Origin of the sequence: Hymenobacter telluris (assembly GCF_017313265.1) — a bacterium.
GTDB lineage: Bacteria > Bacteroidota > Bacteroidia > Cytophagales > Hymenobacteraceae > Hymenobacter > Hymenobacter telluris.
The window spans coordinates 265120-289970 of the sequence record NZ_JAFLQZ010000006.1 but is presented as its reverse complement, the minus strand read 5'-3'; the positions used below and the strand labels follow the sequence as shown (position 1 = coordinate 289970).

The following is a 24851-nucleotide window of genomic DNA, read 5'->3' as shown; positions in this document are numbered from 1 at the left end:
CCAGACCCCGGCCAGACCCCCTCCCCTAGGGGCCGGCCACTCTTTTAGACCCCCCCCCCGCGGGGCCGCCCCGGAACCTCCCCCCCCCCCCCCCCCCTCAACCAACCCCCCCCCCCCCGGGCGCCCCCCCCCGCCCGCGCCTCTGCATGACGAACCTTTCTTATTCTTCATACTCCCCGGAAAATGAGGCCGGGTTCGTTGTGCAAGAACCCGGCTGGCTGTTTACCTTGGCTTTCTGTAATCCTCTCTCCGCATGAAAAAATACTACTTGCTTCTGTGCTTACTTGTTAGCTGCGTCCAGCTGCTTTCTGCGCAGAGCTTGGCCGAAAAGACCAAGGGCCTGCAAAAATTCTCGGGCTTCTTTCCGTTTTACTGGGACGAGAAAGGCGGCCGTATCCTGCTGGAAATCGACAAGCTCGATCAGGAAGTGCTGTACGTCAGCTCGTTGCCCAACGGGGTTGGCTCCAACGATTTGGGGCTGGACCGGGGCCAGATTGGGCAGACGCGCATCGTGAAATTCGTGCGTAGCGGCCCCAAGATTCTGCTGCTGCAACCCAACTACAAGTTCCGGGCGCTGAGCGACAACGCCGACGAGCGCAACTCGGTGGAGCAGGCCTTCGCGCAGTCGGTGGTGTGGGGTTTCAAGGCGGAAGCGCAGGAAGGCAACCGGGTGCTCATCGACCTGACCCCGTTTCTGCTGCGCGACAGTCACCAAATCGGCGACAAGCTGGAAGCGCTGAACCAGGGCAGCTTCCGAGCCGAAGAAACCCGCTCGGCAGTGTTTATGCCCAACACCAAATCGTTTCCGCAAAACACCGAATTTGAGGCGGTTATTACGCTGGTGGGCAAAGCCAAAGGCCGGGAAATCAGCTCAGTAACCCCCGACCCGAACGCCGTGACGGTGCACATGCACCACTCCCTGATTCAGCTGCCCGATGCGCAGTACCAGCCCCGCGCCTTCGACCCGCGCGCCGGCTACTACGCCCACGAGTACATGGATTACGCCACGCCCATCAACCAGCCCATTATGAAGCGACACCTGGTGCGGCACCGGCTCCAGAAAAAGGACCCCAATGCCGCCGTGAGTGACCCGGTGGAACCCCTTGTGTACTACCTCGATAGGGGCGCGCCCGAGCCGGTACGCTCGGCTCTGCTGGAAGGTGCCGCGTGGTGGAACCAGGCCTTTGAAGCCGCCGGTTACCGCAACGCCTTTCAGGTGAAGCTGTTACCGGAAGGCGCCGACCCCATGGATATTCGCTACAACCTCATCCAGTGGGTGCACCGCTCCACCCGGGGCTGGTCGTACGGCTCATCCATCGTGGACCCGCGCACCGGCGAAATCATCAAGGGGCAGGTGTCGTTGGGCTCGTTGCGGGTGCGGCAGGATTTCCTGATTGCGGAGGGGCTGTTGCAGCCCTACGAAGATGGCAAGCCCACCAGTTCCGAAATGCTGCAAATGGGCGTGGCGCGCCTGCGCCAGCTGGCCGCGCACGAGGTCGGCCACACCCTGGGTTTGTACCACAACTACTCGGCCAGCACCAAAGAGCGGTCCTCTGTGATGGATTACCCCATGCCCCGCATCAAGCTGCGCCCCGACGGCACCATCGACCTGAGCGACGCCTACGCCGTGGGCATCGGCAACTGGGACAAGCGCGCCATCCTCTACGGCTACCAGGATTTCGGGCCGCAAACCAACGAAGCCGCTGGCCTCAAGGCTATTATGAACGAAACGCTCAAGGACGGCTACGTGTTTATGGCCGATGCCGATGCGCGGGCCGTGGGCAGCGCGCACCCCGCCGCGCACCTCTGGGACGACGGGGCCAATGCCGCCGCCGAGCTGAACCGCCTGATGGACGTGCGGCGGAAGCTGCTGGCGGGCTTCTCGGAAAAAGCGTTGGCGCCGGGCCAGCCCATGGCCATGCTGGAAGAAGTATTGGTGCCGATTTACCTGCTTCAGCGCTACCAGGTGGAGGCCGCCTCCAAGGAAATAGGCGGGCTCTACTACACCTACGCCGTGAAAGGCGACGGCCAGACCATCACCCAATTTGTGGAGCCCGCCGAGCAGTGGAAGGCCTTCGAGGCGCTCATGCGCACGATTTCGCCCCGGGAGCTGGTGTTTTCCGAGGAGTTGCTGGCCAAGATTCCGCCGCGCCCCATCAACTACGGCCGCTCGCGCGAAACCTTCCCCACCCGCACCGGCCTCACCTTCGACCCCCTGGGCGCAGCCGAATCGGCGGCGGCTACCACTTTGGAGCTGTTGCTGAATCCGCAACGGGCGGCCCGCCTGGAAGAGTACCACGCCCGCCAGACCGCCCAGCCCGGCCTCGCTGCGGTGCTGGATAAGCTGCTGCAACGCACCTGGCACAGCAAGCCCGAAACCGGCTACGTGGGGCAGCTCCAGCTATTGGTGAATACGCTCACGCTGCAAAAGCTGCTGGCCTTGGCCGCCGCCCCAACGGCCCCGGCCAACGTGCGGGCGTTAACTGCCTTGAAAGTAGATGAGCTAAAAACCTGGTTGCAAAAAGAAGAAAAGCGCACCAAGGACGAAGCCCGCAAAGCCACCCTATTCGCCGCGTTGCGCACCATCAGCCAGTTTGAAGCCGCCCCCGAGAAGTTCCAGCCCGAGCCCGCCCTCCCCATGCCCGACGGCGCCCCAATTGGGGATACTGGCTGTGAAGGGTTCTGAGGCAGTAAACAAGTATATAAGTCTATCCTAATGAATCTCTTAAAGAAATTGCGTCAAAAATTTCTTAGCAACGCTCCTGCTGCCTCTGATGTAACCCATCCAGAATCAGAGGTGCCTACACTTGATAATGTACTGCATAAACAAATCCTCACTCACTTAACTGCACTTTTCCCATCCCTGCAAATAGAGAAACAGGGCGACGAATTTATTCTCAAGCCCTACAGGCTGATACTACAGGCTAGTGTAGTAGAGCGAACGGAACATCCTACTGCAATTGTGCTGGCCTTAGGCATGTGGCTGAGGCACGCGGAGTATTTTCCTGAAGCCATGATGGAATGTCTGGCAGGTATTGGAGAAAATGATTTTGATGCTATTGACAGGGGAGTTCAAAACTACCTGCATAGTGTACTACCTGTAGTTATAGAGGCCTTGGAAGGGTACCATATACCTGATCTAGATATCGTCTCAGCTACTAACGAAGTACTGTGGCATCCAATAGTAAGTGAGCTGCAGCTACAAGGCGCCTGGGCTCGACAAATAGACCAAACAGATGACCGCCATTTTCTAACGCTACTAAAGCCCTTTTTGCTTCAGCACTTGACTCCTCAGCCAATTCATTGGCTGAAAGTGTATGCGAGCAAACTGCCCGATGGAGAGTTTATTGGAGAGTGCTTGTTAAACAATGAACCGTGGCCGGAAGGACTAGCGCTGATCCAGGATAACACGGAGGCGTGGCCCACTGGAGGAGACTTCGCAGGGCAAAAGCAATTTATTATTTTCCGTCGGTGTGGACCATAGGCTACGATAGTGTCAGGTGCCGACATCCTTTAGATAGTTCGAGTGATATCTACATCGACAACTAAGCTATTACTCGAAAAAGTCGCCGGGGTCGGTTTGGCTGAGGTACTTATTGAGGCTGCCGAGGTTGCCGAAAATCGGGTGGAGCAGGCGCAGGAACTGCTCGGTGCTGGCGCGGCTGTCGGTGTAGGCCCGGAAGATTTCGCCTTCGCCGGCCAGCTCCAGGTGGTCCAGCAGCTCGGGGGCGTGCTCTTCCAGAATGGTTTCGATGTGCTCCACCCAGGAGGCGCCGCTGCCGCTGTAGCCGTGCTTCTCGAACACGTTGTAGTAATCGTCCAGGTCCGACAAGTCCACTACAATGCGGTACTGGCGCTCGGGCGTGGGCTCCGGCACGTTGAAAACGACGAAAGGAAAGGTAGAACTCATGCGGCCAAGGTAGGGCAAAATACCCAGCGGCGAAGTCAGCTACGCCCGTAGCGTCACCACGAATTCAGTGTACTCACCTGGTTGGCTCTCCACTTGCAACCGGCCGCCGTGGCCTTTCTCTATGATGTCGTGGCTGAGCGAGAGGCCGAGGCCGGTGCCTTCGCCGGCTGGTTTGGTGGTGAAGAAGGGCTGAAAAACCTGCTGTTGAACTTCCTCGCTCATGCCCAGGCCATTGTCGCGCACCCTGATTTCGACGGTGTGGCCTAGCTGCCGGGTCCGGACCAGCACCTGCGGCTGGTAGTCGGGTTCGGCGGTTTGGGCGCGCTGCTGCACGGCGTAGAAGGCATTGGTAAGCAGGTTCAGCAGGGCCCGGCCCATATCCGGCGGTGCCAGCGCCAGCAGCGGCAGCTCGGGGGCCAGGTCGAGGGTAAGGGAAACCTGAGCAGCGGAATCCTGCGCCTGTAAGCCCTGGTGCGCCAACTGGGCCTGCTCGGCTACCAGCGCGTTCAGGTCGGTGGGGTGGCGGGGGCCGGTGCCGGCGCGCGAGTGGGCCAGCATGTCGCGGATGATGGACGAGGCGCGGGTGCCGTGCTGGCTGATTTCCTGCAAGTTCTGCTTCAACCCCGCCATAATATCGTGCTCCAGCCCGGCGGGTGCTTGGCTGTGCTGGTTCTGCTGCTTCATCTGCTCCAGCATGGTGGTACTGACGTCGGCAAAGCGTTTCATGAAGTGCAGCGGATTCTGCAGCTCGTGCGCAATACCGGCCGATACTTCCCCCACAAACGCCCATTTTTCGGCCGCTACCAGCTGCTGCTGGGTGGTCCGCAGCTGGGCCAACGTACGCCGGTTGAGGCGCAGCTGCCAGTACAGCACCGCCCCCAGGCCTGCCAGCAGCAACACTGCCCCGGCAGCCATTCCCAGCAGCAGATTCCGGTGGTAGAGGCGTAGCTCCTGCACGGCCCGCGCCTGCTGCAACCGGGCAATCTGGGCCTGCTGGGCCTGTTCCTGCCGTTCGCCCTCGTACTGAGCCACGTAGAAACTCCCTTGCGTGCGCACCAATGAGTCGGTGAGGGTCAGGTAAATGCGGGTGTACTGCTGCGCCTGCTTGGGCTGCCGGCGGGCATCGTAGAACCGGATAAGCTCTTGCAGCAGCTTGGGCCGCAGCATGTTCAGCTGGCTGGTCGTAGCTTTTTGGAGGGCAATTCGCCAGTGTGTTTCGGCCAGCGCATACTGCTGGCGGGCCACGTAGTACCGGGCCCAGGCTTCATCAAGCATAAACTCGCCGGGCCGCCCCGAAATGTCCATGTGCAGCGAATCGGAGAGCTGCTGGCTGCGTTGCAGCAATGGATACGCCTGTGCCAGCTGGCCTTGTTGCAGCAGCACGGCACTTTTCAGCACCAAGGCGTAGGCCGTGTAGGTAGGGCGGTTGGTGGGGTCGTGGAGGGCGGCTTGCAGTGCCAGCTCGGCGTAGCGCAGGGCCTGGGCTGGCTGCCCCAGCTGCCGGTGCAGCCTGGATAGGGCATTGAGAATGTACACTTCCTGCAAGCCCCTGAGCTGATAATGGCGCAGAAGTTGGTCGGCCTGTTGCAGGTACTGGATGGCTTTGGCGTGGTTGCCCCACTCGGAGTAGGTGCTGCCGGCCACCATCAGCTCGTTGGCATACAGCCGCCGGTCGAAGTGCCGGAACAGGTCGGCGGCGTGCAGAAAGCAGCTGATGGCCTGGTTGAAGTCGCCGAGGTGGCGGTAGCTGCCGCCCAGCACCAGGTAGCAGGCCGCCGCATTTTCGTGGTAGTTGTGCAGGCGGTAGTAGGTGAGCTGCCGCCGAAAATACGTCAGCCGGGCCGCCGACTGGTGCATGCGGTTGTAGAGCGGGGCCAGGTCGATGAGCAGCTTCGGCACGGGGTGGTGGGCCTGGTCGAAGAGGGTGATGGCGCGGTGTAGCTCGGTCATGGCCCGAGCGTCGGCGCCGCCCTGCACCCACAGGCCAAGGCCGGTGCGCAGGTGGCGGTAGGGTTGGGCGTTGAGCAGCGGCAGCCGTTGGTTGAGGGACAGCAGCTCATCCAGCAGGGGCAGGGCCTGCTGCCGGCGCTGGGCGTCGCTGAGCTCCGTGATGTCGAGCAGCTGGACCAGGGTGCGAAGGCGGGCCGTATCGGTGGGCTGCTGCGGCAGGGTGCGTTGCAGCGAGTCGTAGTTGGTGTTCCAGTAGTTGCGAGGAAGCGCCCGCACCGGCGGGCTGCCCAGCAGCCCGCCCGCTAGTAGCAGTACGCCCAACAGAACCCTTATCTGGAAAAAGTACACAAAAAGAAAAAAAGAAATCGAAAGCCGAAGTGCGAAACACCAATAGTTGGCATAAACCGCTCAACGGTGCTATATGGCCGGGGCAACCGTCAAAAATACGGAAGCAGGACAGAACAACGGAATACTTGCCGGAAAGAATTAGCTGCCGTGGCCTCTGTAGCGGTCCACTTCGCTGAGAGCCCGCCCGCGCCGGCCGGCAGTTGGCCGCCGCCGTTTTTCGCCCGACCTTGCGGCGCATGACTACTTCGGCCTTTTGCGCCCACGGCGCCCGTTTTTCACTGTGGCTAGCATTGCTGGCCTGCACCAAGCCTTTAGCGGTTACCAACGCCCCTACGCCGCCGGCGGCCACCGTGGCGGTGGTGCCGGGCGTGAGCCGGGAGTTGGCCGAGGACCGGGCCCGCCGCATTTCCCGGCTCGGCTATCAGCTGGCGCTAACCGTGCCGCCTCGTAAAGCCGACCCCGTTACCGCCACCGAAACCCTTACGTTTCATCTAGCCGACACTCGCCAGCCGGTGCAGCTCGATTTCAAGGAGCAAGCCGACCGCCTCAAAAGCCTGACCATCAATGGCAAATCCGCCGCCATTGATTTTCGGGAAGAGCATTTGGTGCTGCCGGCGGCTAGCCTGAAAACCGGCTCTAATCAGGTTGAAATCCACTTCATTGCCGGCAACCAGAGCCTCAACCGCAACGACGACTACCTGTACACGCTGCTCGTGCCCGACCGCGCCCGCACGGTGTTTCCGGTGTTCGACCAGCCCAGCCTCAAGGCCTCGTTCACGCTGGCCCTGACGGTGCCGAAAACTTGGCAGGCTCTGGCCAACGGCCCCTTGCAGGATTCCACTGTTACGGCGGAAAACAAGACGCTCCGCTTCGCGCCGTCCGATACTATCAGTACGTATTTGTTCTCGTTTGCGGCCGGCAGGTTCACGCGCATTTCGCGCAGCATGGCGGGGCGCGACATGCAGTTTCTGCACCGCGAAACCGACAAGAACAAACTGAAGCTCAGTCTGAACCCCATCTTCCAGATTCACGCTGATGCGCTGAAATTCTTGGAAGAGTACACCGGCATCCCGTATCCGTTCCGCAAGTTCGATTTCGTGGCGCTGCCCGATTTCCAGTACGGTGGCATGGAGCACGTGGGCGCCATCGACTACAAAGCCAGCACGCTCTTCCTGGACGAAGGCGCCACCCAGGACCAGAAAATAGCCCGCTCCAACCTGATCAGCCACGAAACCGCCCACATGTGGTTCGGCGACCTGGTAACCATGCAATGGTTCAACGACGTGTGGATGAAGGAGGTGTTTGCCAACTTCATGGCCGATAAAATCACTGAAATAGCCGTTGCCAATTCCAACTACGACCTCAAGTTTGTGGTAGACCACTACCCGGCTGCCTACGGTGTAGACCGCACCGCTGGCGCCAATCCTATTCGGCAGGAGCTTGATAATCTGAAAGATGCCGGCTCGCTCTACGGCAACATTATCTACCACAAAGCGCCCATCATGATGCGGCAGCTGGAGCGGCTGATGGGGGAGGAGCCGTTCCGCCAAGGCCTGCAGGAGTACCTGCGCAAGTACGCCTACGGCAACGCCACCTGGCCCGACCTCATTGTCATTCTCGACGCCCGTACCCCCGCCGATTTGCAAACCTGGAACCAGGTGTGGGTGAACCAGCCCGGCCGCCCGGTGTTCAGCTACCGCCGCGGCGGGCACGATGGGCAGACCGTGCTGGAAATCACGCAGCAAGCCGAAGATGGTTCAGCCCGCCTATGGCCCCAGGAGTTTACGGTGCTGTTGGAGTTTGAGGATGGGCGCACGCAGGAAAGAACCGTGAAAATGACGGAAAGAGAGGCAACCTTGAAAGTATCAGGCAACCCGCAACGTGTGGTGTTCAACGCCACGGGCATTGGCTACGGCGTGTTCCCGGTTGATGCCCCGTCGGCGGCTGAGCTGGTGGCCTTGCGTAGTTCCGTCACCCGCGCCGCCGCCTACGTGAACCTGTACGAAAACATGCTCAACGGCCGCACCTTGGCACCGCGCCAGCTGCTGGATGTGTACCGCCAGGTGCTGCCGAAGGAGCCAGAGGAGCTGAATATCAAGCTGCTGACTGGGCAGGCTACCGACATTTTCTGGAAGCTGCTTAAGCCTGCGGAGCGTGTAGCCCTGGCCCCGGCTCTGGAAAAAGAGCTGTGGACGGCCATGCAGCAAAATTCGGCGTCCAACTCCAAGAAGCTGCTGTTCAAGGCCTACCAATCGGTGGCCCTGACCAAGGAAGCGCAAACCCGGCTCTATACCATCTGGAACCAGCAGCAGGCGCCCCCCGGCATCAAGCTCACCGAGGACGACTACACCGCGCTGGCCCTGGCCTTAGCCGTGCGCGACTACCCGGCTGCTCAGCCTATTCTGCCCGCGCAGCTCGCCCGCATCCAAAACCCCGACCGCCAAAAGCGCCTGCAGTTCCTGCTGCCCGCCCTGGCCCCCGATGTAGCCACCCGTGACGCCTTCTTCGCCTCGCTGAAAGACGAAAAGAACCGCGAGAAAGAAGCTTGGGTGGTTTCGGCGCTGGGGTATCTGCACCACCCGCTGCGCGCCGCCACCTCCGAGAAGTACCTGCCCGAAAGCCTGGCGCTGCTCGAAGAAATCCAGCAGACCGGCGACATCTTCTTCCCGTATTCCTGGCTGCAAGCCACGCTCGGTTTCTACCAGACGCCCACTGCCGCCCGCACCGTGCGGGAGTTTCTGGCCGCACACCCGCAGTACAACCCCAAGCTGCGCGCCAAGCTCCTGCAAGCCGCCGACGACCTGTTCCGGGCCGAGAAATTGGTGAGGTAGCGGCGGGCGAAGTTGCTAAGAATGTAGCCAAACCGGTAGGCCGCGCCCCGCGAAGCTTGAGGGCCGGAGAATTCTCTAAACAGCTGCCGGCTCGACAAATCCCAGCAACTCCCGCAGCACCGGCAGCACCCGTTGGCCCCGTTCCAGGTCGAAATCCTCGGCCACGGCCAGCGCAGCCACGGGCTTGCCACTTTGCACAGCCAGTTCCAGTACTTGGCGGCGCTCCGGCTGGCTGAAGTCGGTGAAGGCGCGGCGCAGCAGGGGCACGATTTCGCGGAAGGTGTCTTCGTGTAGCTCACCAAGCCACTGGTCGAGCAGGTCGAACAGGGGACGATGGTGAAGTAAGAGCTGGCCGCTGCCGCTGAGGAAGCCTTCAATCCAGGCGGTGGCGTAGGCGGTGGGTTGGGCAGGAGCCAGGGCCAGGCCGAGGGCGGTGCCGGCGTCTTCCGAGGAAAGCTGGTGGGCATCAAACAGCAAGCGCCCCGCCGCACCGGCTAGCAAACCCGAACTGGCGGGATTGCGCAACACCACGGCCAGGGCGTCGTACCAGTCCACTTCCTGCGCGGTATCCTGAAGCAGCCGGATGGCTTGGTGGGTGCCTTCGATGCGAGGCAAAATCTGGCGGGCCGCGTCGTAGTCGAGGCCGGTGCAGGCCTGGGGCAGCCCGATGCAGAGGCGCGGCACCAAGTGGTGCACCACCTGCGCCACCTGAGCGGTTTCGGTGCGGCGCACGTTGCCGTAGCGCAGCACGTTCACCAGCGGCGGCAGAGCCGCCAGCAGATGCGTTACGTCGCGGGTGCCGGCCGAGAGGGTTTCCAGGCGCGCTACCAGGGCGGCTATGGCGGGACCAAGTTCGGCTTGCAGGGCTTCTTCCAGCAGCTTGCTCACGGTTTCCAGGTCGGGAGCTTCGCTGGCGCGCTGGCGGGCGCGGCCCACGGCGGCATCCAGAATGGTATTGCCCCACCGACCGGCGTCGAGTACGTGCAAGGCGTAATCGGGCTGCCATTGTAGCTCCCAGATTTCGTGGAACGTACCGGCTTTGCCTTGCGCCCGGCGCGGCTGGCCCCAGGGCACCTCCAACAGGCGCAGGCGGTGCAGCAGGTGGCTGCGGCTGAGGTCCAACTCCTTGCGCAAATCCAGGTCGAGGGTGCGGGTGGCGGCTTCGGGCTTGAGGCGGGTGAGGCGCTGCTGCTGCGTGAGGTCCTGCTGCAAGGGCGTGGCGGGCAGCTCGGCGGGCACTTCGCCCAGGCGCACCCCAATCACCAACTCGCGGTGTACCAAACTCAGTGCTTCCTCGTAGCCGCCACCCAATATAGCCACGGCCGCTTCCTGCAACTCCTCGATACCCGGCAGCGCCCGGCCCCGCACGGCGGCCAGCGTCTCGGCCAGCCGCACGCCCTCAATGGCATGCGCCGACGAGGCATCCAGATCCTGCCCGCGCAACAGCCGCGCCGCCCGCACCATCCAGTGCGTTACCACCTCGGTATGTGGCTCGGTAAACAGCAGCTCGTACCAGGCCGGCGACAACACGCCCGCCCCATAGCCGGAGCTGTAGGAGAGCCGCTCGTAGGTCCACGGAATCCAGGTGGCTTCAATGGGTACTTTCTTCAGGCCTTTGAGCAAAGCTTTGTCTTCACGCTTGAGCAGGTCGGGGTGCAGCACGGGCGCGTGCCAGGCCCCGCAGACCACGGCCACGCGCTGGTAGCCCTGCTTGAGCGTGTTGCGTAGGGTTTCGCGCATGAAAGCTTCGCGGAGCAAGGTTTCCTCGCTTTCCGGCAGGGCCAGTTCCTCCCGCAACGCCGTCATCATGTTCAGCACTGCCCCAAACGTATCGGCGTGGCCGGCGTGGTGCTCGAAGCGCAATTCCCACCACCGTTCCCCGTCGTCGTAGCCATCCAGCTCAGCGAGGTAGGAAATAGGGTCGCGGCGGACCTCACCCCCTAGCCCCCTCTCCAAAAGAGAGGGGGAACTAGTTTCCAGCTGATTTTCTAGCTCTATTTCTACTGCTGGTTCTGTTTCTTCCCTGGAAGGAGTACTAGTAGCTAGTTCCCCCTCTCCTGGGGAGAGGGGGCTAGGGGGTGAGGTTCCCGCCGGCACGTCTTCCACAGCATCCGGCAGGGCAAACCGCAGCGCGGCCGGCAAATCCATGCAGCGCAGGTGGGCGCCGTGCTCGTGGCAGTAGCGGAGCACCTGCGTTTCGGGCGAGAACGTGGCGAAGGGCAGAAACGAGGCCTGCTGGTACTGCTTGGGATTGTAGAGCAGCAGCGCCACCGGCATCCGCAGATCGGGGTGCTGAATGATGGTTTGCACGGCGGCTTCGCCATCGGCGGGGCATTCCAGCAGCACGATGTCGGGCCGGAACTCGTCGAGGGCGTGGCGCAGGCTGGCGGCACTGCCGGGGCCGTGGTGGCGGATACCGAAAAGGCGGAGGTCAGGCGTGGGCATGAGTATCTACGGATGTTGCTGAGGGGTCTTCCAGGTTGGTAAAACCTCACATAAGTATTCGGCAAACTCCTTGGTCAGTCGGTGTGGACCACCTTCAGTGGCAAAATGCTCTGCAATCAAGCTGTGGACCGCCGGGGAGTAGCAGACCTTCGGACGAAACTGCTCTAGCGTGTTTACGCGCATCACTAGCTTCATAAGCTGGTGAGACTTGCGGTGGTGCCCAATGACCGTCACTGCGTCACACATGCCTGGAAACCAGTCAATGATGTAAACTTTAGCCCCGGGCTGAAAATGCTTGGTTCCGCTGCGAGTTTCCAAGCCGCCTGGCCCATAGGGGCGCTCCGCAACCACGTTGGCAACGGCCGTCCAGTAAGAAGAATCCTCACTCATAGTAAAAAATTAACCCGCGGAATTTCCTGCTGTGGTTGCCTGCCGCTCCTGCAATAGTTCCTGCGCGGCCACTAGGGCAGCAGCAACAACTTTTCTTCCTTGCAGCATCAGGAGTAAGTGCTCATCTGACTTGCGGGCAAAAGTTTTTTTGAACTGGTCGATGCTTTCCCGGCGCCGCTGGCTGGCTTTCTCGGGCGTCGGCGTAGGAATAATATGCTGGTTGATGAAAGCATGAGCGGCTGGTTTATTCAGGAAATAGTACAGAAGCACTAAAGACAAGCCTAGGATAGAAAAACCTACTCCAACGTCGCCAAAACCAAAATTGAATTTGACGGAATCCGGCAAGAAATTGATAATGCCTAGCAGTGTTAGTGCCAGTGTCAGCAACAGCAGGGGCTTAAAAAGTTGGCGCCGAAAGAAGTACGCCAACAAGTTCAGCAGTAGTGCCACAAAGGCACCATAGTGCGCGAGTGTAAAAGCCCGCTGATAGGCTTCTCCATCTTGGTAAACGGGTACAGTTAGTACCTGAAGAACAGTGTACACACTAACTACTGCCAGCAGAACAAGTGGAAGTAGATTTTTATTGGTGCGTAAGAATTGCATTGCGTAAGAAGAAGAGTGAAAATGCGAGCGAGATGCTTCGTTGCACTCAGCATGACGGCCGGGCGAATCAGTGAATTCTACTCCACCACCTCCCGGCAGGCGCGGTACAAATCTTTCCAGCCGTCGCGCTCTTTCACTACGGTTTCCAGGTATTCCAGCCAGACGGTGCGGTCCTGCACGGGGTCTTTCACCACGGCGCCGGTGAGGCCGGCGGCTAGGTCGTGGGCGCGGAGGCTACCGTCGCCGAAGTAGGCGGCCAGGGCCAGGCCGCTGTTCATCACGGATATGGCTTCGCCGGTGCTCAGGGTGCCGCTGGGGCTTTTGAGCTTGGTTTTGCCGTTCTCGGTCACGCCACTGCGCAACTCCCGGAAGATGGTCACGAGGCGGTTGATTTGCTCGACGGCAGGCGCTTCCACCGGTAACTGGAGCGCCTTGCCCTGCTTGGCCACGCGGGTTTGCACGATGCGCACTTCCTCGCTCAGGTCGGTGGGGAGGGGCAAGACCACGGTGTTGAAGCGCCGGCGCAAGGCGCTGCTCAGCTCATTTACGCCCTTATCCCGGTCGTTGGCGGTGGCAATGACGTTGAAACCGCGCGCGGCCTGCACCTCGGTGGCGAGTTCGGGGATGGGCAGCACCTTTTCCGAGAGCATAGTGATGAGCGTATCCTGCACGTCGGAAGGAATGCGGGTGAGTTCTTCGAGGCGCACGAGGCTGCCTTCCTGCATGCCCTTAAACAGCGGCGAGGGCACCAACGCACCCAATGACGGACCTTCGGCAATCAGGCGGGCGTAGTTCCAGGAGTAGCGGATGGCGTCTTCGGAAGTACCCGCCGTGCCTTGCACCAGCAGGTTGGAGTGCCCGCTGATGGCCGCCACCAGATGCTCGGAAACCCAGCTTTTGGCCGTGCCCGGCACCCCCAGCAGCAGCAACGCCCGGTCGGTGGCGAGGGTGGCCACGGCAATTTCCATCAGCCGCCGCTGCCCGATGTACTTCGGCTCGATTTCAAACCCGTTGTCGAGCTTGCCGCCCAGCAGGTAGGTGACCACCGCCCATGGCGAGAGTTGCCAGTTGGTGGGCTTGGGCCGGTCGTCAACCGCAGCCAGCGCGGCTAGTTCTTCGGCATATAGCACTTCGGCGTGCGGGCGGAGCAGGTTCTCGGTTGGCGTGGCGGACATATAGGATAAGGTGAGGTGACAGAAGGTGAAAGCGAAGCTCTAAAGCTAGAATGATTAGGGAGCTAGTTCCCCTCCTTTTTTAAGGAGGGGTTAGGGGTGGTAAAACCGTCAGAACAACAACTGGTGCTAGCTTTCTAGCTCTAGATGAACCACCCTTAACCCCTCCTTAAAAAAGGAGGGGAACTAGCTTTTATCTTTCTTCCAGCGAAGCAGCCAGCTCGGCGCGGAAACGAAGGGTTTCGAGTAGGTTGTGGATGCTGTTCTGGAAGGTGCTGTGTACTTCGGGTAGGGCCAGCAAGGTGGTTTCCACCAGAGGGGCATCAGCAGGCGCAACGGCGGGGGCGAGGTGCTGGCTGATAAAGTAGGTAAGCTGGTAGAGGTCGGAGTGGAACCGTTCGAGGGTGGCGGAGTTGGCTAGCTTGGCGCTGAGGCTTTGCAGGACTTCGGTGGTTAGCTCATGGGGCCAGGGCGTGGGGAGTTGCAGCAGGTCGTCGGTCCAGCGGGGTTCCTGGCGCCGGACGCGCAGCAGCATGGGCTTTAGCAGGAGCTGTTGCCGGGTGGCGGCGGGCAGTAGTTCGGTGAGGGCTGCCCAATCGATGTTGCGGTCAGCGTGGTTTTTTTGCAGCGTCGGCCGCTGGTGCAGCCACAGGTGCAGAAAGGCGGCTGCAAAATCGGTGTCCTGGTGAGTGAGCGTGCTGATGGCCCAGCACGGCAGCAGCGGCACCACCCATTCCGAAGCCAATGCCGCGGCCAGCAAGTCATCGGCCGAAACGCCTAAGTGCGCGGTCCAGCGGCCGGGAGGCAGCAGCGCCAGCAGGTTGCCGAGCCGGATGGCGCTGGGGCCCAGCGGCGTGGCCCGGTTGCCGGTACCCGAATAGTAGGCGTACTGGTCGTTTTTCTCTTCGATGCCATCGGTTAGCCAGCTTTTGTCCCAGGTGGTAGGCAGCGTAACTTCCAAGGTGATTTTGCCCAGGCCCAACAAGCCGCGCTTCACGGTCAGCAGCGGCGCGGCCCGCGCCCACAGCCGTTCCACCAGCGCCGCACCAGGTAGCCGCACCAGCAGCGCGGCGGCTTGGCGGCGCACTTCCTGGCCCCGCGCCCGGAGCAGGGTTTCCAGCACGGGTTCGGTGTCAGGGTGCAGATAATCGGCCAGGATATTCAGGAAAGCTTCTTGCGCTTTGGCTGGTTCGGTGGGCAAAGCAGGTAGCAACAAAGCGCGGGCGGCAGCGGCGTCCTGCTCGAAGCGGGTGCGCAGCCAGGTGCGGCGCGTGGGCAGGGTACCGGTTTCCCAAGGCTCCAGGTCAAGGACACCGGAAGCAGACGAGGCCGCTAGCAGCGTGTGCCACGCGGGGTTGAGGGCGGCCAGCCACCGGCCGCGGGTACCGGCCACCGGGGCCAGCACCGCCACCGTTTCAGAGGAGCCAGCGGCATGGCGCAACAAATACGGCAGCAGCGAATCGGGCACCCGGCGCCCGGCGGCGGCTATTTGCTGCAAATATTCGGGCAGCATCTCGGGGTGCTGCGCGTCCAGCAGCATGCGTTGCAGACAAGTTGTGCCGAGCGGGCCAAGGGGCGGCACGGGGTCGGGGAGGGCGGGCACGGGCGCCGGGGTTGCTACCACGGGGGGCTGGTAGCCGGCGCGCCGCATCAAGGCCAGGGTGCCAGCGGCTAGCAACAGCTGCTTTTCCCGGTCGTCGGTGCTGGCGGTGGCGGTGTCGAATACGGCGGGCACGGGCTCCCCGCTTTGGCGCGTGCCCAGCAGAGCCACGCGGAGCAGCTGCGGCCAGGATGGTTGCGGGAGGGAGGTCGTTGTTGGACTGGACATGGCGCGGCTCGGGCTTTCTGAGGTGGTGGTATCCGCTTAGTGGGTGCTCTCGAAGTAGGTCAGCACGTGCAAGGTGCGGCCGTTCCATTCGCCAAACACCCGCATCGGTTGCCCGCCGCTGGCGGCCAGCAGCTGCCACCCAACTTCCGGCGCCAGGCGCAAGGGCAGCGCCACCGGCTCGGTGGCGTGGTGCAGCACCCACGCGTCGTCGGTGGGGAGGTAGGTGGGCAGCACGTCGTGGAGGGTGGCGGGCCATTGCCGTAGCCACGGATGCCGGGCCAGGGCGGTGGCGTATGCATCGAGCAGCTGCGCGGGGCTTTGGCCGGGTGGGTCGAGGTCGGGTGGCGCGGGGTTCAGTACAGTGAGGGTCACCGGAATAGCCCGCAGCTCCAACAGGCCAGGGTAGAACACCAGCTCGCCACTATACAGCGCATTGTGCACCAAGGCAGTAGCAAAGCGCTGGTTACCGAAAGCGTATTCCAGCACCAGGGCGTACCGGCCCGTATGGCGGCCCCACAGCCAGGCCCGGCGCACCGTCAGGCGTTCTTCTTCTTCCGTGTACAGGCCTACTACCTGCCATTCGTCGGTTACGGTGGGTTGGCGGGTGAGCAGGTCTTCTTTCTTGAGGTTGACCCCAATCTGCTGCAAAATCTCCTCGCGGGCCTCGGGCGTTTGATGGTCGAGGCGTTGGAAAGCGCCCACCAACAGATACAGCTCCCCGAGGCGGGTTAGTAGCTGGTCGGGCCAGTCGGGGCCGCTGTGGCACAGGGCCGGTAGCTCACGCACCACGCTGGCCAGCCCCGGCAGCTGGTTATCTACGAGGCGGGCGGCGGGTGTTTCCCAGTAGCTGCGCGGCTGGCTTTTGGCCACGGCCGTACCGGCGCGCACCAGGTCCAGCAGCCATTCTTCCAGCTCCGCCGCGCCCTGCCTCATGCGGGCCAGCCGCTTGTGCAGCGCCTGCGAGGCTTTGGCGCCAGAGGTGTCGTCGGGGGCGGCTTCCGCGTCCGGGGCGGCCAGCGAATCCGGCGGCACTTGCCGGGGCGCGGGGGCTTTGGGTGGAGCCTTGGTGGTTTTCTTTTCCTGGGTTTGCTGGCGCTTTTCCAGCCATTCTTCCAGCCAAGCAGGGGGAACCGTACCACCGAAAAGCTGCGGCTGGCGGGCTAGCAGTATCAGCAAGCCGGCGCCGTGCTTGCACGGAAACACCCGGCTCGGGCAGGAGCACTTGAAGGCGGGCTCGGTGAGGTCGATGCTGGTTTGGTAGGGCTTGGAGCCGCTGCCTTTACATTCGCCCCAGGCGGCGGTGGCAGTTTGGCCCAGGTTGCTCCATTTGGCGGGGCCGGCTAGTTCGAGGCCCCGTTTCAGGGTGCCGGAGTCGGTTATCAGGGCGCGGGCCTGTTCTTCGGTCCAGGTCAAGGAGGCAGAGGTTATGCCCGCCGAAGCGGAGCGGTAGACCCCGGCAAAGTAGTGGTTCAGACCGGAAATTCCGCGTTGCAGTTCGGGCATTTGTGCAGGACGGTGCCCGCGTAGAACAGCCGTTTCCACCACGCCGGACTAGGGCTGGGCACGGGGTCAGGAGCCTTGCACTTCGGGCAGCGCAGTACCCGCAGGCTGATGCGCTCAGCCTCAAAGGCTTCCACCGTTTCCCGCGCCGCTTCGGCCTCGGTTTCCTCTATCCAGAGCTGGTAGTACATGCCCTCCCCGTAAGGAAACGTAGGCGGCCCCGCTGATTTCACCAGCGCTATAATATCCTGCTCCCTTAAATCATTGTAAAGCGCCACCGCCTCGGCATAGGTTAGGTAGTCGGCGGCAGGGATGAGCATGGCGGAAGGTTAGAAAAGGTGCGGGATATCCTTCGCAACTAGAACGGCTGTAGAGACGCGACACTTCGCGTCTCGGCATTGAACGACTGGAACCACGCCTTTGTAAACAGCATCAGCACGCGGGAGACGCGAAGTGTCGCGTCTCTACAGCCGTTCAGGAAATTTCCTTTCACTTCCGCCGCCGAGCCGCTGGTTTCTGGCTGCGCAGCTTCACCACGTACACCAACAATCCCAAACTGAGGGCAGCCAAACCGGCGGCCAGCAGGTCGCGGCTGGAGCGGGCGGCAACGGCTTCGTCGGCGGTGGCTTGGAGGTCGACGAGCTTCTTTTGGCGCTGTTTGTCGCGGAGTTCCAGGTTGGTAATCTGGTTTTGCAGGTCGTAGAAGCGTTGCTGGGTGCTGCTTTGGTCGGTGCGGGCTACGGTCACCTGCTGCTTCACCTGCTGATTTTCGGCTTGCACGGCAGCGGTACGGCGCAGGGTTTCGGCCTGCACGGCGCGCACAATTTCGGTGTCTTTGCGGATGATGCCTTTCAGCGCGGCTACTACTTCTTCCAGGTCCTTCTTGCTGGGCTTGTTGCCGAACAAACTGTTGCGCTGGGCGTTGGCGGCTTCGTACTGCCGTACCATCTCTTCCCGTTGCTGAATGAGTGGGGCCAACGGGTCGGCGGGTGGAGTTGGCGCGGGCGTTTGGGCCTGGGCGGCGCAGGTGAGGAGCAGCAGGAAAGGCAGGAGTCGTTTCATAGCCGCAAATATGGCGCAGATGGTTGGTTCCCGCAGAAGGCGCAGAACGTTCTGCGCCTTCTGCGGGCTAAAAAATCACCCGCCCAGCGCCGGTACCGGCTGCCGGATTTCCTTAGGCTTGTGCCGGTAAAAAGCCAGAATCAGAATCGGCAGTAAGGTCAGCTCGGCTACTACCCCAAACAGCAGCGTGAGGCCGATAAGCAGGCCCACGTAAAAGGTGCCATCAAACGAAGAGAAAATCAGAGTGGAGAAGCCGCCCACCAGAATCAACGACGTAACAATGACGGCCTTGCCGGCCAGCAAATACGTGTGGCGCACCGCCTTGAATAGGTTGGGCTCCTTGAGCAAGGTCAACTTCAACTTGCTGATAAAGTGAATGGTATCATCCACGGCAATGCCGAAGGCAATGGTGAAAATGATGCTGGTACTCACCTTCATACTCACGCCCGCCAGCCCCATCACGCCGGCCACAATCAGGATGGGCACCAGGTTCGGAATCAGCACTACCAGCGTCATGCGCAAACTGCGGAACAAGGCCAGCACGATGAGCGTCACCATCACAATGTCGATGGTCATGCCGGTTATCATGTTGAGGGTCAGGTTCTCGTTGTTTTTATCAATGAGGTTGGCCGAGCCAGTGAGGCGGGTTTGCAGCACGTTCGGGTCGATATTGTCACGCAGAAACACGCGGAAGCTGGCGTTCAGCTTGTCGGCCCGGATGCTGCCCACGTCGGGCATGCGGCCGGTGAGGCGGCCCTCGGTGCCATCGGGCAGCACCAGGGCCTTAAACTCCGGCTTCTTGCGGAATAGCTTGATTTTGCTGGTGATGCGCCGCAATTCGGCCTCGGAATCGGGGAGGCGATACTCGCTCAGCAAGCCGCCGTTCAGGGCCTTGCGCACCGATTTCACTAGCGTAACCGGCGAGGCCACAAAGTTCAGCCCGAATTGCTTGGTCAGGTAGGTTTCGATTTCCTCGGTTTCGCGCAGCACCGCCAAGTCGTAGATGCTGCGCCCGGCGGCCGGCTTCAAATCCAGCTCCACGGGCCGTACACCGGCAAACTGCCGCTCGAAAAACTGGAAATCCAGCTTCACCGGGTCGTTCTTGGAAAGGTCGTCGAGCAGCGCCGAGTTGATGCGAATGCGCGAAGCTGAGGCCACCGAGCCAATCAGGAGCAGCGCGCTAATAGCTACCACCCACTGCCGCCGCGCCAGCACCCGCCGGAACAAGTTGCCCAGCACGCCGTCCCAGCTGTGGCCCTGCTCGCGCGGCACCCGCAGCTGCGGCTTGCGCAAAAGCAGCAGCATGGCCGGCAGCAGCGTGAAGCTGAGCGCAAACGTCAGCAGCACCGAAATGCCCGTAAATAGCCCGAAGTTGTAAATCGGCCGGATGGTGCTGGTCATCAAGGTGAAGAAGCCGATGCTGGTTGTCAGGGCCGAAAGCCCCGAGCCGAACCCCGATTCCTTGAGCGCAATCAGCAACGAATCCTTCTTGCTGGCCCCGTAGCCCAGCTCCGTGACGTACCGCGTGATAATGTGGATGGTATCCGACATGCCCACCACAAACAGCATCACCGGCAGCAGGGCCGTCATCAAATCAATGCTCACGCCGCAGGCACTCATCAGCCCCAGGCCCCATAGAATAGCGCCCAGCACCACCACCAGTGGCAGCACCACGCCCCACCACGTCCGGAACGTGAGCCAGAGCAGCCCCGTCACGAGCACCACCGACAGGCTCATAAACACCATCAGCTCCATTTGCAGCCGGTCCACGAACACCGACTGGGCCACCATTTTGCCGGCCATGTGGTACTGGCTTTCCGGAAAGTTCTGCCGGGCCAGCTCGGTGCGTACCGCCGCCAGCAGCGAGTCGCCGGGCGGTTTGCTGAGGTTGGGCGAGGTCTGGAACAGGATGGTGACGGCCCGCGCATCCTTGGAAATGAGGTTGCCCACCAGCCCCGGCGTGCGGTACACCAGGGCAGAATCCTGGGCGCGGCGGCTGGGCTCCTGGGGCCGCAGATACGGGATGTTGAACACGCCCAGGCCCTCCACCACCGGGTTGGTGGCCGTCGTCGGCGAGGATACCTGCGTGACGTGCCGCCGCCGCTGAATGAAGCGCGTCAGCGAATCGACGCGGGTCAGGAAGCGGGGCTCGAACACGGTCTGGCCGGCCGGGGCTTCCAGGCCCAGCAGCACATAGTCGTTGTCGTTGCCGAAGCGGGCGGAGTACTGCTGGTAATAGTCCAGGTCCGGGTCGCCGGCGGGGTAGAAGTCGTTGAAGTTGTAGTTGAACCGTAGCTGCGCCACGAAAAACAACGCCAGCCCCGACACCACGGCCAGGGCGAGCAACACACTGTAACTGAGTTTGCGAAGCGGCATAAATAAGTAGCGCGAAGCCTTTGCTTCGCGTAAGGATGCACGAGCAGCAGCGCATCGTGGCAACAAAGAACGGTTGGGAACACGCGAAGCTGGAGCTTCGCGCTACTTTTACTATCTTGGAGCCAGTAGGTGGCCCACGCAAGCCAACCGCCGTTTTCCTCGTTTTGTTTCCTTCTTACAACTTCCACTCCATGAAAAACGCTCTGCTCGCCCTCGCCCTGTTTGCCTTCGTTGGTACTGCTTCTGCCCACGGCGACAAAGACGCCAAGAAAGGCAAAAAAGGCTCCGCCAAAATGGAGTGCTCGGAAGCTCAGAAAACCGCTATGGGCAGCTCCTGCTGCATGAAGAAAGGCGCCAAAACCGCCGCAGTAACCCCAGCTCCCGCCGCTGCCCCAGCTGTGAAGTCGCTGTAAGTTTCCCGTATATGTATTTAGCTAAAAAGGCCGCCTTAAACAGGGCGGCCTTTTCTGTTTCTAAGCTATTGCGTTTTTGCTGAATGCAGCTACATTTAAGAATCTAAAAACAATTTAAAAACTATATATGGAGCTTATTGACCAGTTGACCAATCTAGCATCTAGAGCGCAAAAGCAACTTGCTCACGTTCAGACCGAGGAAGCCACGAAAAACGCGCTTATTATGCCGTTTATCAACGCGCTTGGTTACAACGTATTCGACCCTACAGAGGTAGTGCCTGAGTTTGTCTGTGATATTGGTACTAAGAAGGGCGAGAAGATTGACTACGCCATCATGCGAGATGGTAAGCCCATTATCTTATTTGAGTGCAAGCACGCAGGTGGCGACTTGAGTATCAACCACGCCAGCCAGCTATTTCGCTACTTCCACGTTACTGAGGCTCGCATTGCCATCCTGACCAACGGTATCACCTACCGACTGTTCACTGATTTAGAACAGCCCAACAAGATGGATGAGCGTCCTTTTATGGAATTCGACTTGTTCAACTTTCAGGAAAACGATGTTGCAGAGTTGAAGAAGTTGGGCAAGACATCTTTCAATCTGGAGGATATGCTTTTTGCGGCCTACAACCTTAAATACATGCGGGCCTTCAAAAAGTATTTTGATGAGCAGTTTACGCAGCCCTCCGCCGACTTCATTCACTTTGTTTCTAAGCAGGTGTACGATGGGGTACTGACACCCAAACTGAAAGAACAATTCAGCGCTTTGGTGCACCGGTCGTTTCATCAGTTTCTAAACGACAAAATCACTATGCGGCTACGTTCTGCCATGATGGATACGAGCAGTGGCAGCTTATTAGTGCCCGAAGTGCCTGCTGCCCCGCTGCCTGAAGTAGTTACAAATCAGGCAATTTCTGAGCCAGCGGATAAAGGCATCGAAACGACAATGGAAGAAACCGAAGGCTTTATGATTGTGCGAGCTATTCTACGCAAGATGGTACCTGTGAATCGAGTGGTCATGCGCGACGTGCAGTCATACTGCGGTATTCTGCTCGATGACAATAACCGCAAACCAATATGCCGCTTGCATTTTAACGGCAGTAAAAAATTTGTTACGGTATTTGATTCTGAAGGCGGAGAAAGGGTTGATATTAGTTCGCTTGATGATTTGTATGGCTTAGCATCTCGCATCCGGGTTGCTGTGCAACGCTATGAAACAAAGCCAGTTGTGGCGCCAACAGTGTAGTTGATGAGCCAAGTAGTGGAAAAGCCGTCCGTAACTGGCCGGCTTTTTCTGTTCTATGTCATTTCTCTGAGTTGTTATGCCATACTAAACTTGCAGCAGAAAAGCCGACAAAGCCGCCGGGAGTTTGTTGTAAGTATACCGGAGGGCAAAGAAACTGCCGGCACCCTCTTCACAACCAGCATCCCATGAACCACGAACCTTCGCCCCTAGAACACCTGTCAGCCGCCGACATCGACCGGATTATGGAAATGGGGTGGGAAGACCGCACGCCGTTTGAAGCCATTGAAGCGCAGTTTGGCTTAGCTGAAAAAGACGTTATTGCCCTGATGCGGCGCGAAATGAAGCTTTCTTCGTTTCAGATGTGGCGCAAGCGCATGAGTGGCCGCAGTACCAAGCACCGCGCCCTACAGGCCGAGGAGCCACGGCACTTCAAATCCAACCAGCAGCGCAGCATCTCGCTGAACAAAATCAGCAAGCGGTAAGCCACAGCCTGTTTATTGCGGACGCTGCTGAGTTGTGTAACAAGAAAAGCCGCTCCATCAGAGCGGCTTTTTCTATTTTTGAAGATTGCTACCAGTCTGCGCCATTTCGCTGCAAACGGAAGCTCCTGCCATTAATTTTCTTCCTCCATGCGCCAATACCTCAACCTCGTTCAGCATATTCTCGACCACGGCACCGCAAAAACCGACCGTACCGGCACCGGTACGCTCTCGGTATTTGGCTACCAGATGCGCTTCAACCTGCAAGAGGGCTTTCCGCTGGTAACCACCAAGAAAACCCACCTGAAAAGCATCATTCACGAGCTGCTGTGGTTTCTGAAAGGCGACACCAACAACAACTCGCTGGAAGAAGTAGGCGTGAAAATCTGGCGGGAGTGGGCCGATGCCGACGGTAGCCTCGGCCCCATCTACGGCCAGCAGTGGCGCAGTTGGCAAGCCCCCGACGGCCAGAGCATCGACCAGATTGCGGAAATGGTGCGCCTGCTCCGCACCCAGCCCGATTCGCGCCGCATGGTAGTATCGGCCTGGAACGTGGCCGACCTTCCGCAGATGCGCCTCACGCCCTGCCACGCGCTGTTCCAGTTCTACGTGGCCGAGGGGCGGCTGAGCTGCCAGCTCTACCAGCGCTCCGCCGACGTGTTCCTGGGCGTGCCGTTCAACATTGCCAGCTATGCTCTACTCACCCTCATGATGGCCCAGGTAACGGGCCTGCAACCCGGCGAGTTCATCTGGACCGGCGGCGACACCCACCTCTACAGCAACCACTTAGAGCAGGCGCGCCTGCAACTCACCCGCAAGCCGCATCCGCTACCACAGATGCGCCTGAACCCCGAAGTGAAAGATATTTTCGAATTCCAAATCAACGATTTCCAGTTGGAGAACTACGAGCCGTGGCCCGCTATTAAGGCGCCGGTGGCCGTGTAAGTTCGTACTGTATCTAGTTATAGTAAGAAGCCCGCTAAGTGAGATTAGTGGGCTTTTTTGTGCTATGCAATGAGCTAAGAGTAAGCTCAGAAGCAGGAGGTTAGATGAAATGCAACTTCTTGTTATAATTAAATTATAAAGTAAAAATCCAAATATGATTATAACTACGTAGCTTAGGGCATGAATCACGCTATTGCTACTATGCCCGCCAGCCCACTCTCACGCCGCGACCGTGCCTGGATTGCCTTGTACTCTCTTGATAACCGTCATTACAACCGTAATTACAATCAACAGTACGTGTTGTGGGCGAACAACGTAACCGAACAGGATTTAGCAGAATTCGAGGATAGCTGGCTGAAACTGCGTTGTCGGCCTACTGAACAATAGTCCGGCGTATAGCCACCCAAACCGCAAAAAAGCGCTGAGGCGCTAGTTGAGTTGTGCTTCCCACGCCCGAAGCTGCATTAGAAGCAGGTGCTCCGGCGCTAGCGCAGTAGTGGCCAGTTGTTGCACCACCCGAATACCGGCCACATTAGCCGTAAATACTACTTCAGCGGCTTCTAGCGCCGTTGGGAGGGCCAGCACTTCAGCAACCGGAACTTGGTGTTGCCGGGCTACGGCCAGCAGATGAGCCCGCCGGACTCCTGCCACGCATCCTGTAGTAAGTGCGGGAGTGTATAAATGACCTTCGCTGATCCAGAATACAGCGGCAGCTACGCTTTCCGCCACGTGGCCAGCCGCGTCGAGCAGCAGCAACTCGTCAAGGCTACGCTGGGTTCGTTCGCGCGCGGCCAGCACGTAGGTTAGGCTATTAGGGCCTTTGCAGAACGAAACCGGCGAGAAGTGCGTCCGCACGGTTTCGGCAAACCCGGCCGCAAGCACCGGGGTATCGTTAGAGTGAAAGGGGCGGCTGGTTGCCAGCCAGTTGCAGGCGGTGGTGTCGGGCGCGTACAGGCCGCCGCCGCCGCGCCACACTTGCAGCCGTATGCGGTAAGCGGCGTTGCTTTGGGGCTTCTGGGTTTCAGCTACTAGCTTATGCAGCGTCTGGGTTAGGCTTTCTGCCGTTGCCAGCTCGGGCGGTAGTAGCAGCCCTAAGGCATCGGCGGCGCGTTGCAGCCGGGTGAAGTGGTGCGGCAGGTACCGGATGCCCGCTTCAGCCCATACCAGTGTCTCGAAAAAACCGTCGTTGAAAAACAGGCCCCGGTTCGGTAGCGTTAGCGCAAAGTCCTCTTCAAACAGCAACTGACCATTGTAAAGAAGCATGCGTGAGGCTAATAGGTGGGTGAGGGTAGGGGGAACTTCGGGCCGCAGTTCGGGTACGGTACAACAGCCGCAAACCGGCAACTGTTCATC

The 24851-nt window shown here is 60.3% G+C and carries 20 protein-coding genes; 8 read left to right on the top strand and 12 right to left on the bottom strand.

The window, feature by feature from the left end; all coding sequences use genetic code 11:
• Positions 1-253: 253 nt before the first annotated feature.
• Together J0X19_RS12160 and J0X19_RS12155 are read left to right on the top strand one after the other, a co-directional pair.
• Entirely contained in the window at positions 254-2686 is a 2433-nt protein-coding gene (locus tag J0X19_RS12160) for a zinc-dependent metalloprotease (RefSeq protein ID WP_206984627.1), read from the top strand.
• Between the two features lie 30 nt (positions 2687-2716).
• Positions 2717-3484 carry a DUF6348 family protein gene (locus J0X19_RS12155; RefSeq protein WP_206984626.1) on the top strand — a complete coding sequence of 256 codons (768 nt, stop codon included), beginning with the start codon at positions 2717-2719 and terminating at the stop codon, positions 3482-3484.
• A gap of 69 nt (positions 3485-3553) precedes the next feature.
• Here the strand turns inward: J0X19_RS12155 and J0X19_RS12150 are convergent, their stop codons facing one another.
• Together J0X19_RS12150 and J0X19_RS12145 are read right to left on the bottom strand one after the other, a co-directional pair.
• Positions 3554-3910, bottom strand: coding sequence for an Imm51 family immunity protein (locus tag J0X19_RS12150; protein WP_206984625.1), 357 nt, complete (start codon positions 3908-3910; stop codon positions 3554-3556).
• 39 nt (positions 3911-3949) lie between these two features.
• Positions 3950-6181, bottom strand: coding sequence for an ATP-binding protein (locus J0X19_RS12145; protein ID WP_206984624.1), 2232 nt, complete (start codon positions 6179-6181; stop codon positions 3950-3952).
• Between the two features lie 263 nt (positions 6182-6444).
• Between J0X19_RS12145 and J0X19_RS12140 the strand changes: the two genes are divergently transcribed.
• A complete protein-coding gene (locus tag J0X19_RS12140) occupies positions 6445-9039 on the top strand; it encodes a M1 family metallopeptidase (protein WP_206984623.1) in 2595 nt (864 codons plus the stop codon).
• A 75-nt stretch (positions 9040-9114) separates the two neighbouring features.
• Here J0X19_RS12140 and J0X19_RS12135 read toward each other — a convergent pair whose 3' ends face one another.
• The 9 genes from J0X19_RS12135 to J0X19_RS12095 form a co-directional block, all read right to left on the bottom strand.
• Entirely contained in the window at positions 9115-11484 is a 2370-nt protein-coding gene (locus J0X19_RS12135; RefSeq protein ID WP_206984622.1) for a DUF5682 family protein, read from the bottom strand.
• A 6-nt stretch (positions 11485-11490) separates the two neighbouring features.
• Positions 11491-11874 (bottom strand): hypothetical protein, encoded by a 384-nt coding sequence (locus J0X19_RS12130; protein WP_206984621.1) that lies wholly within the window; start codon positions 11872-11874, stop codon positions 11491-11493.
• Between the two features lie 9 nt (positions 11875-11883).
• A complete protein-coding gene (locus tag J0X19_RS12125) occupies positions 11884-12477 on the bottom strand; it encodes a hypothetical protein (RefSeq protein WP_206984620.1) in 594 nt (197 codons plus the stop codon).
• A 77-nt stretch (positions 12478-12554) separates the two neighbouring features.
• Positions 12555-13652 (bottom strand): ATP-binding protein, encoded by a 1098-nt coding sequence (locus J0X19_RS12120; RefSeq protein WP_206984619.1) that lies wholly within the window; start codon positions 13650-13652, stop codon positions 12555-12557.
• Positions 13653-13842: 190 nt separating this feature from the next.
• The gene (locus J0X19_RS12115) at positions 13843-15477 is read right to left on the bottom strand and encodes a DUF5691 domain-containing protein (RefSeq protein WP_206984618.1); all 1635 of its coding nucleotides are present in this window, start codon (positions 15475-15477) and stop codon (positions 13843-13845) included.
• A 36-nt stretch (positions 15478-15513) separates the two neighbouring features.
• The gene (locus tag J0X19_RS12110) at positions 15514-16980 is read right to left on the bottom strand and encodes an SWIM zinc finger family protein (RefSeq protein ID WP_206984617.1); all 1467 of its coding nucleotides are present in this window, start codon (positions 16978-16980) and stop codon (positions 15514-15516) included.
• Positions 16947-17297, bottom strand: a complete 351-nt coding sequence (locus tag J0X19_RS12105) for a hypothetical protein (protein WP_206984616.1) — start codon at positions 17295-17297, stop codon at positions 16947-16949. The genes J0X19_RS12110 and J0X19_RS12105 overlap by 34 nt, the downstream gene beginning before the upstream one ends.
• 169 nt (positions 17298-17466) lie before the next feature.
• The gene (locus J0X19_RS12100) at positions 17467-18039 is read right to left on the bottom strand and encodes a hypothetical protein (protein ID WP_206984615.1); all 573 of its coding nucleotides are present in this window, start codon (positions 18037-18039) and stop codon (positions 17467-17469) included.
• A 75-nt stretch (positions 18040-18114) separates the two neighbouring features.
• On the bottom strand, positions 18115-20415 hold the full coding sequence (locus tag J0X19_RS12095) for an efflux RND transporter permease subunit (RefSeq protein WP_206984614.1): 2301 nt from the start codon (positions 20413-20415) through the stop codon (positions 18115-18117).
• 191 nt (positions 20416-20606) lie between these two features.
• Between J0X19_RS12095 and J0X19_RS12090 the strand changes: the two genes are divergently transcribed.
• The 5 genes from J0X19_RS12090 to J0X19_RS12070 all read left to right on the top strand — a co-directional run bounded on the left by J0X19_RS12090 (position 20607) and on the right by J0X19_RS12070 (position 23885).
• Positions 20607-20828: a hypothetical protein gene (locus J0X19_RS12090; RefSeq protein ID WP_022824966.1), complete on the top strand. Its 222-nt coding sequence runs from the start codon at positions 20607-20609 to the stop codon at positions 20826-20828.
• A 127-nt stretch (positions 20829-20955) separates the two neighbouring features.
• Positions 20956-22074, top strand: a complete 1119-nt coding sequence (locus tag J0X19_RS12085; RefSeq protein ID WP_206984613.1) for a type I restriction endonuclease — start codon at positions 20956-20958, stop codon at positions 22072-22074.
• A gap of 185 nt (positions 22075-22259) precedes the next feature.
• Complete coding sequence (locus J0X19_RS12080; protein WP_206984612.1) at positions 22260-22556, top strand: TIGR03643 family protein; 297 nt, start codon at positions 22260-22262, stop codon at positions 22554-22556.
• Between the two features lie 147 nt (positions 22557-22703).
• Entirely contained in the window at positions 22704-23498 is a 795-nt protein-coding gene (locus J0X19_RS12075; RefSeq protein WP_206984611.1) for a thymidylate synthase, read from the top strand.
• Between the two features lie 180 nt (positions 23499-23678).
• Positions 23679-23885 carry a hypothetical protein gene (locus J0X19_RS12070; protein WP_206984610.1) on the top strand — a complete coding sequence of 69 codons (207 nt, stop codon included), beginning with the start codon at positions 23679-23681 and terminating at the stop codon, positions 23883-23885.
• A gap of 42 nt (positions 23886-23927) precedes the next feature.
• Here the strand turns inward: J0X19_RS12070 and J0X19_RS12065 are convergent, their stop codons facing one another.
• Complete coding sequence (locus J0X19_RS12065) at positions 23928-24761, bottom strand: aminotransferase class IV (protein WP_206984609.1); 834 nt, start codon at positions 24759-24761, stop codon at positions 23928-23930.
• Positions 24762-24851 lie beyond the last annotated feature (90 nt).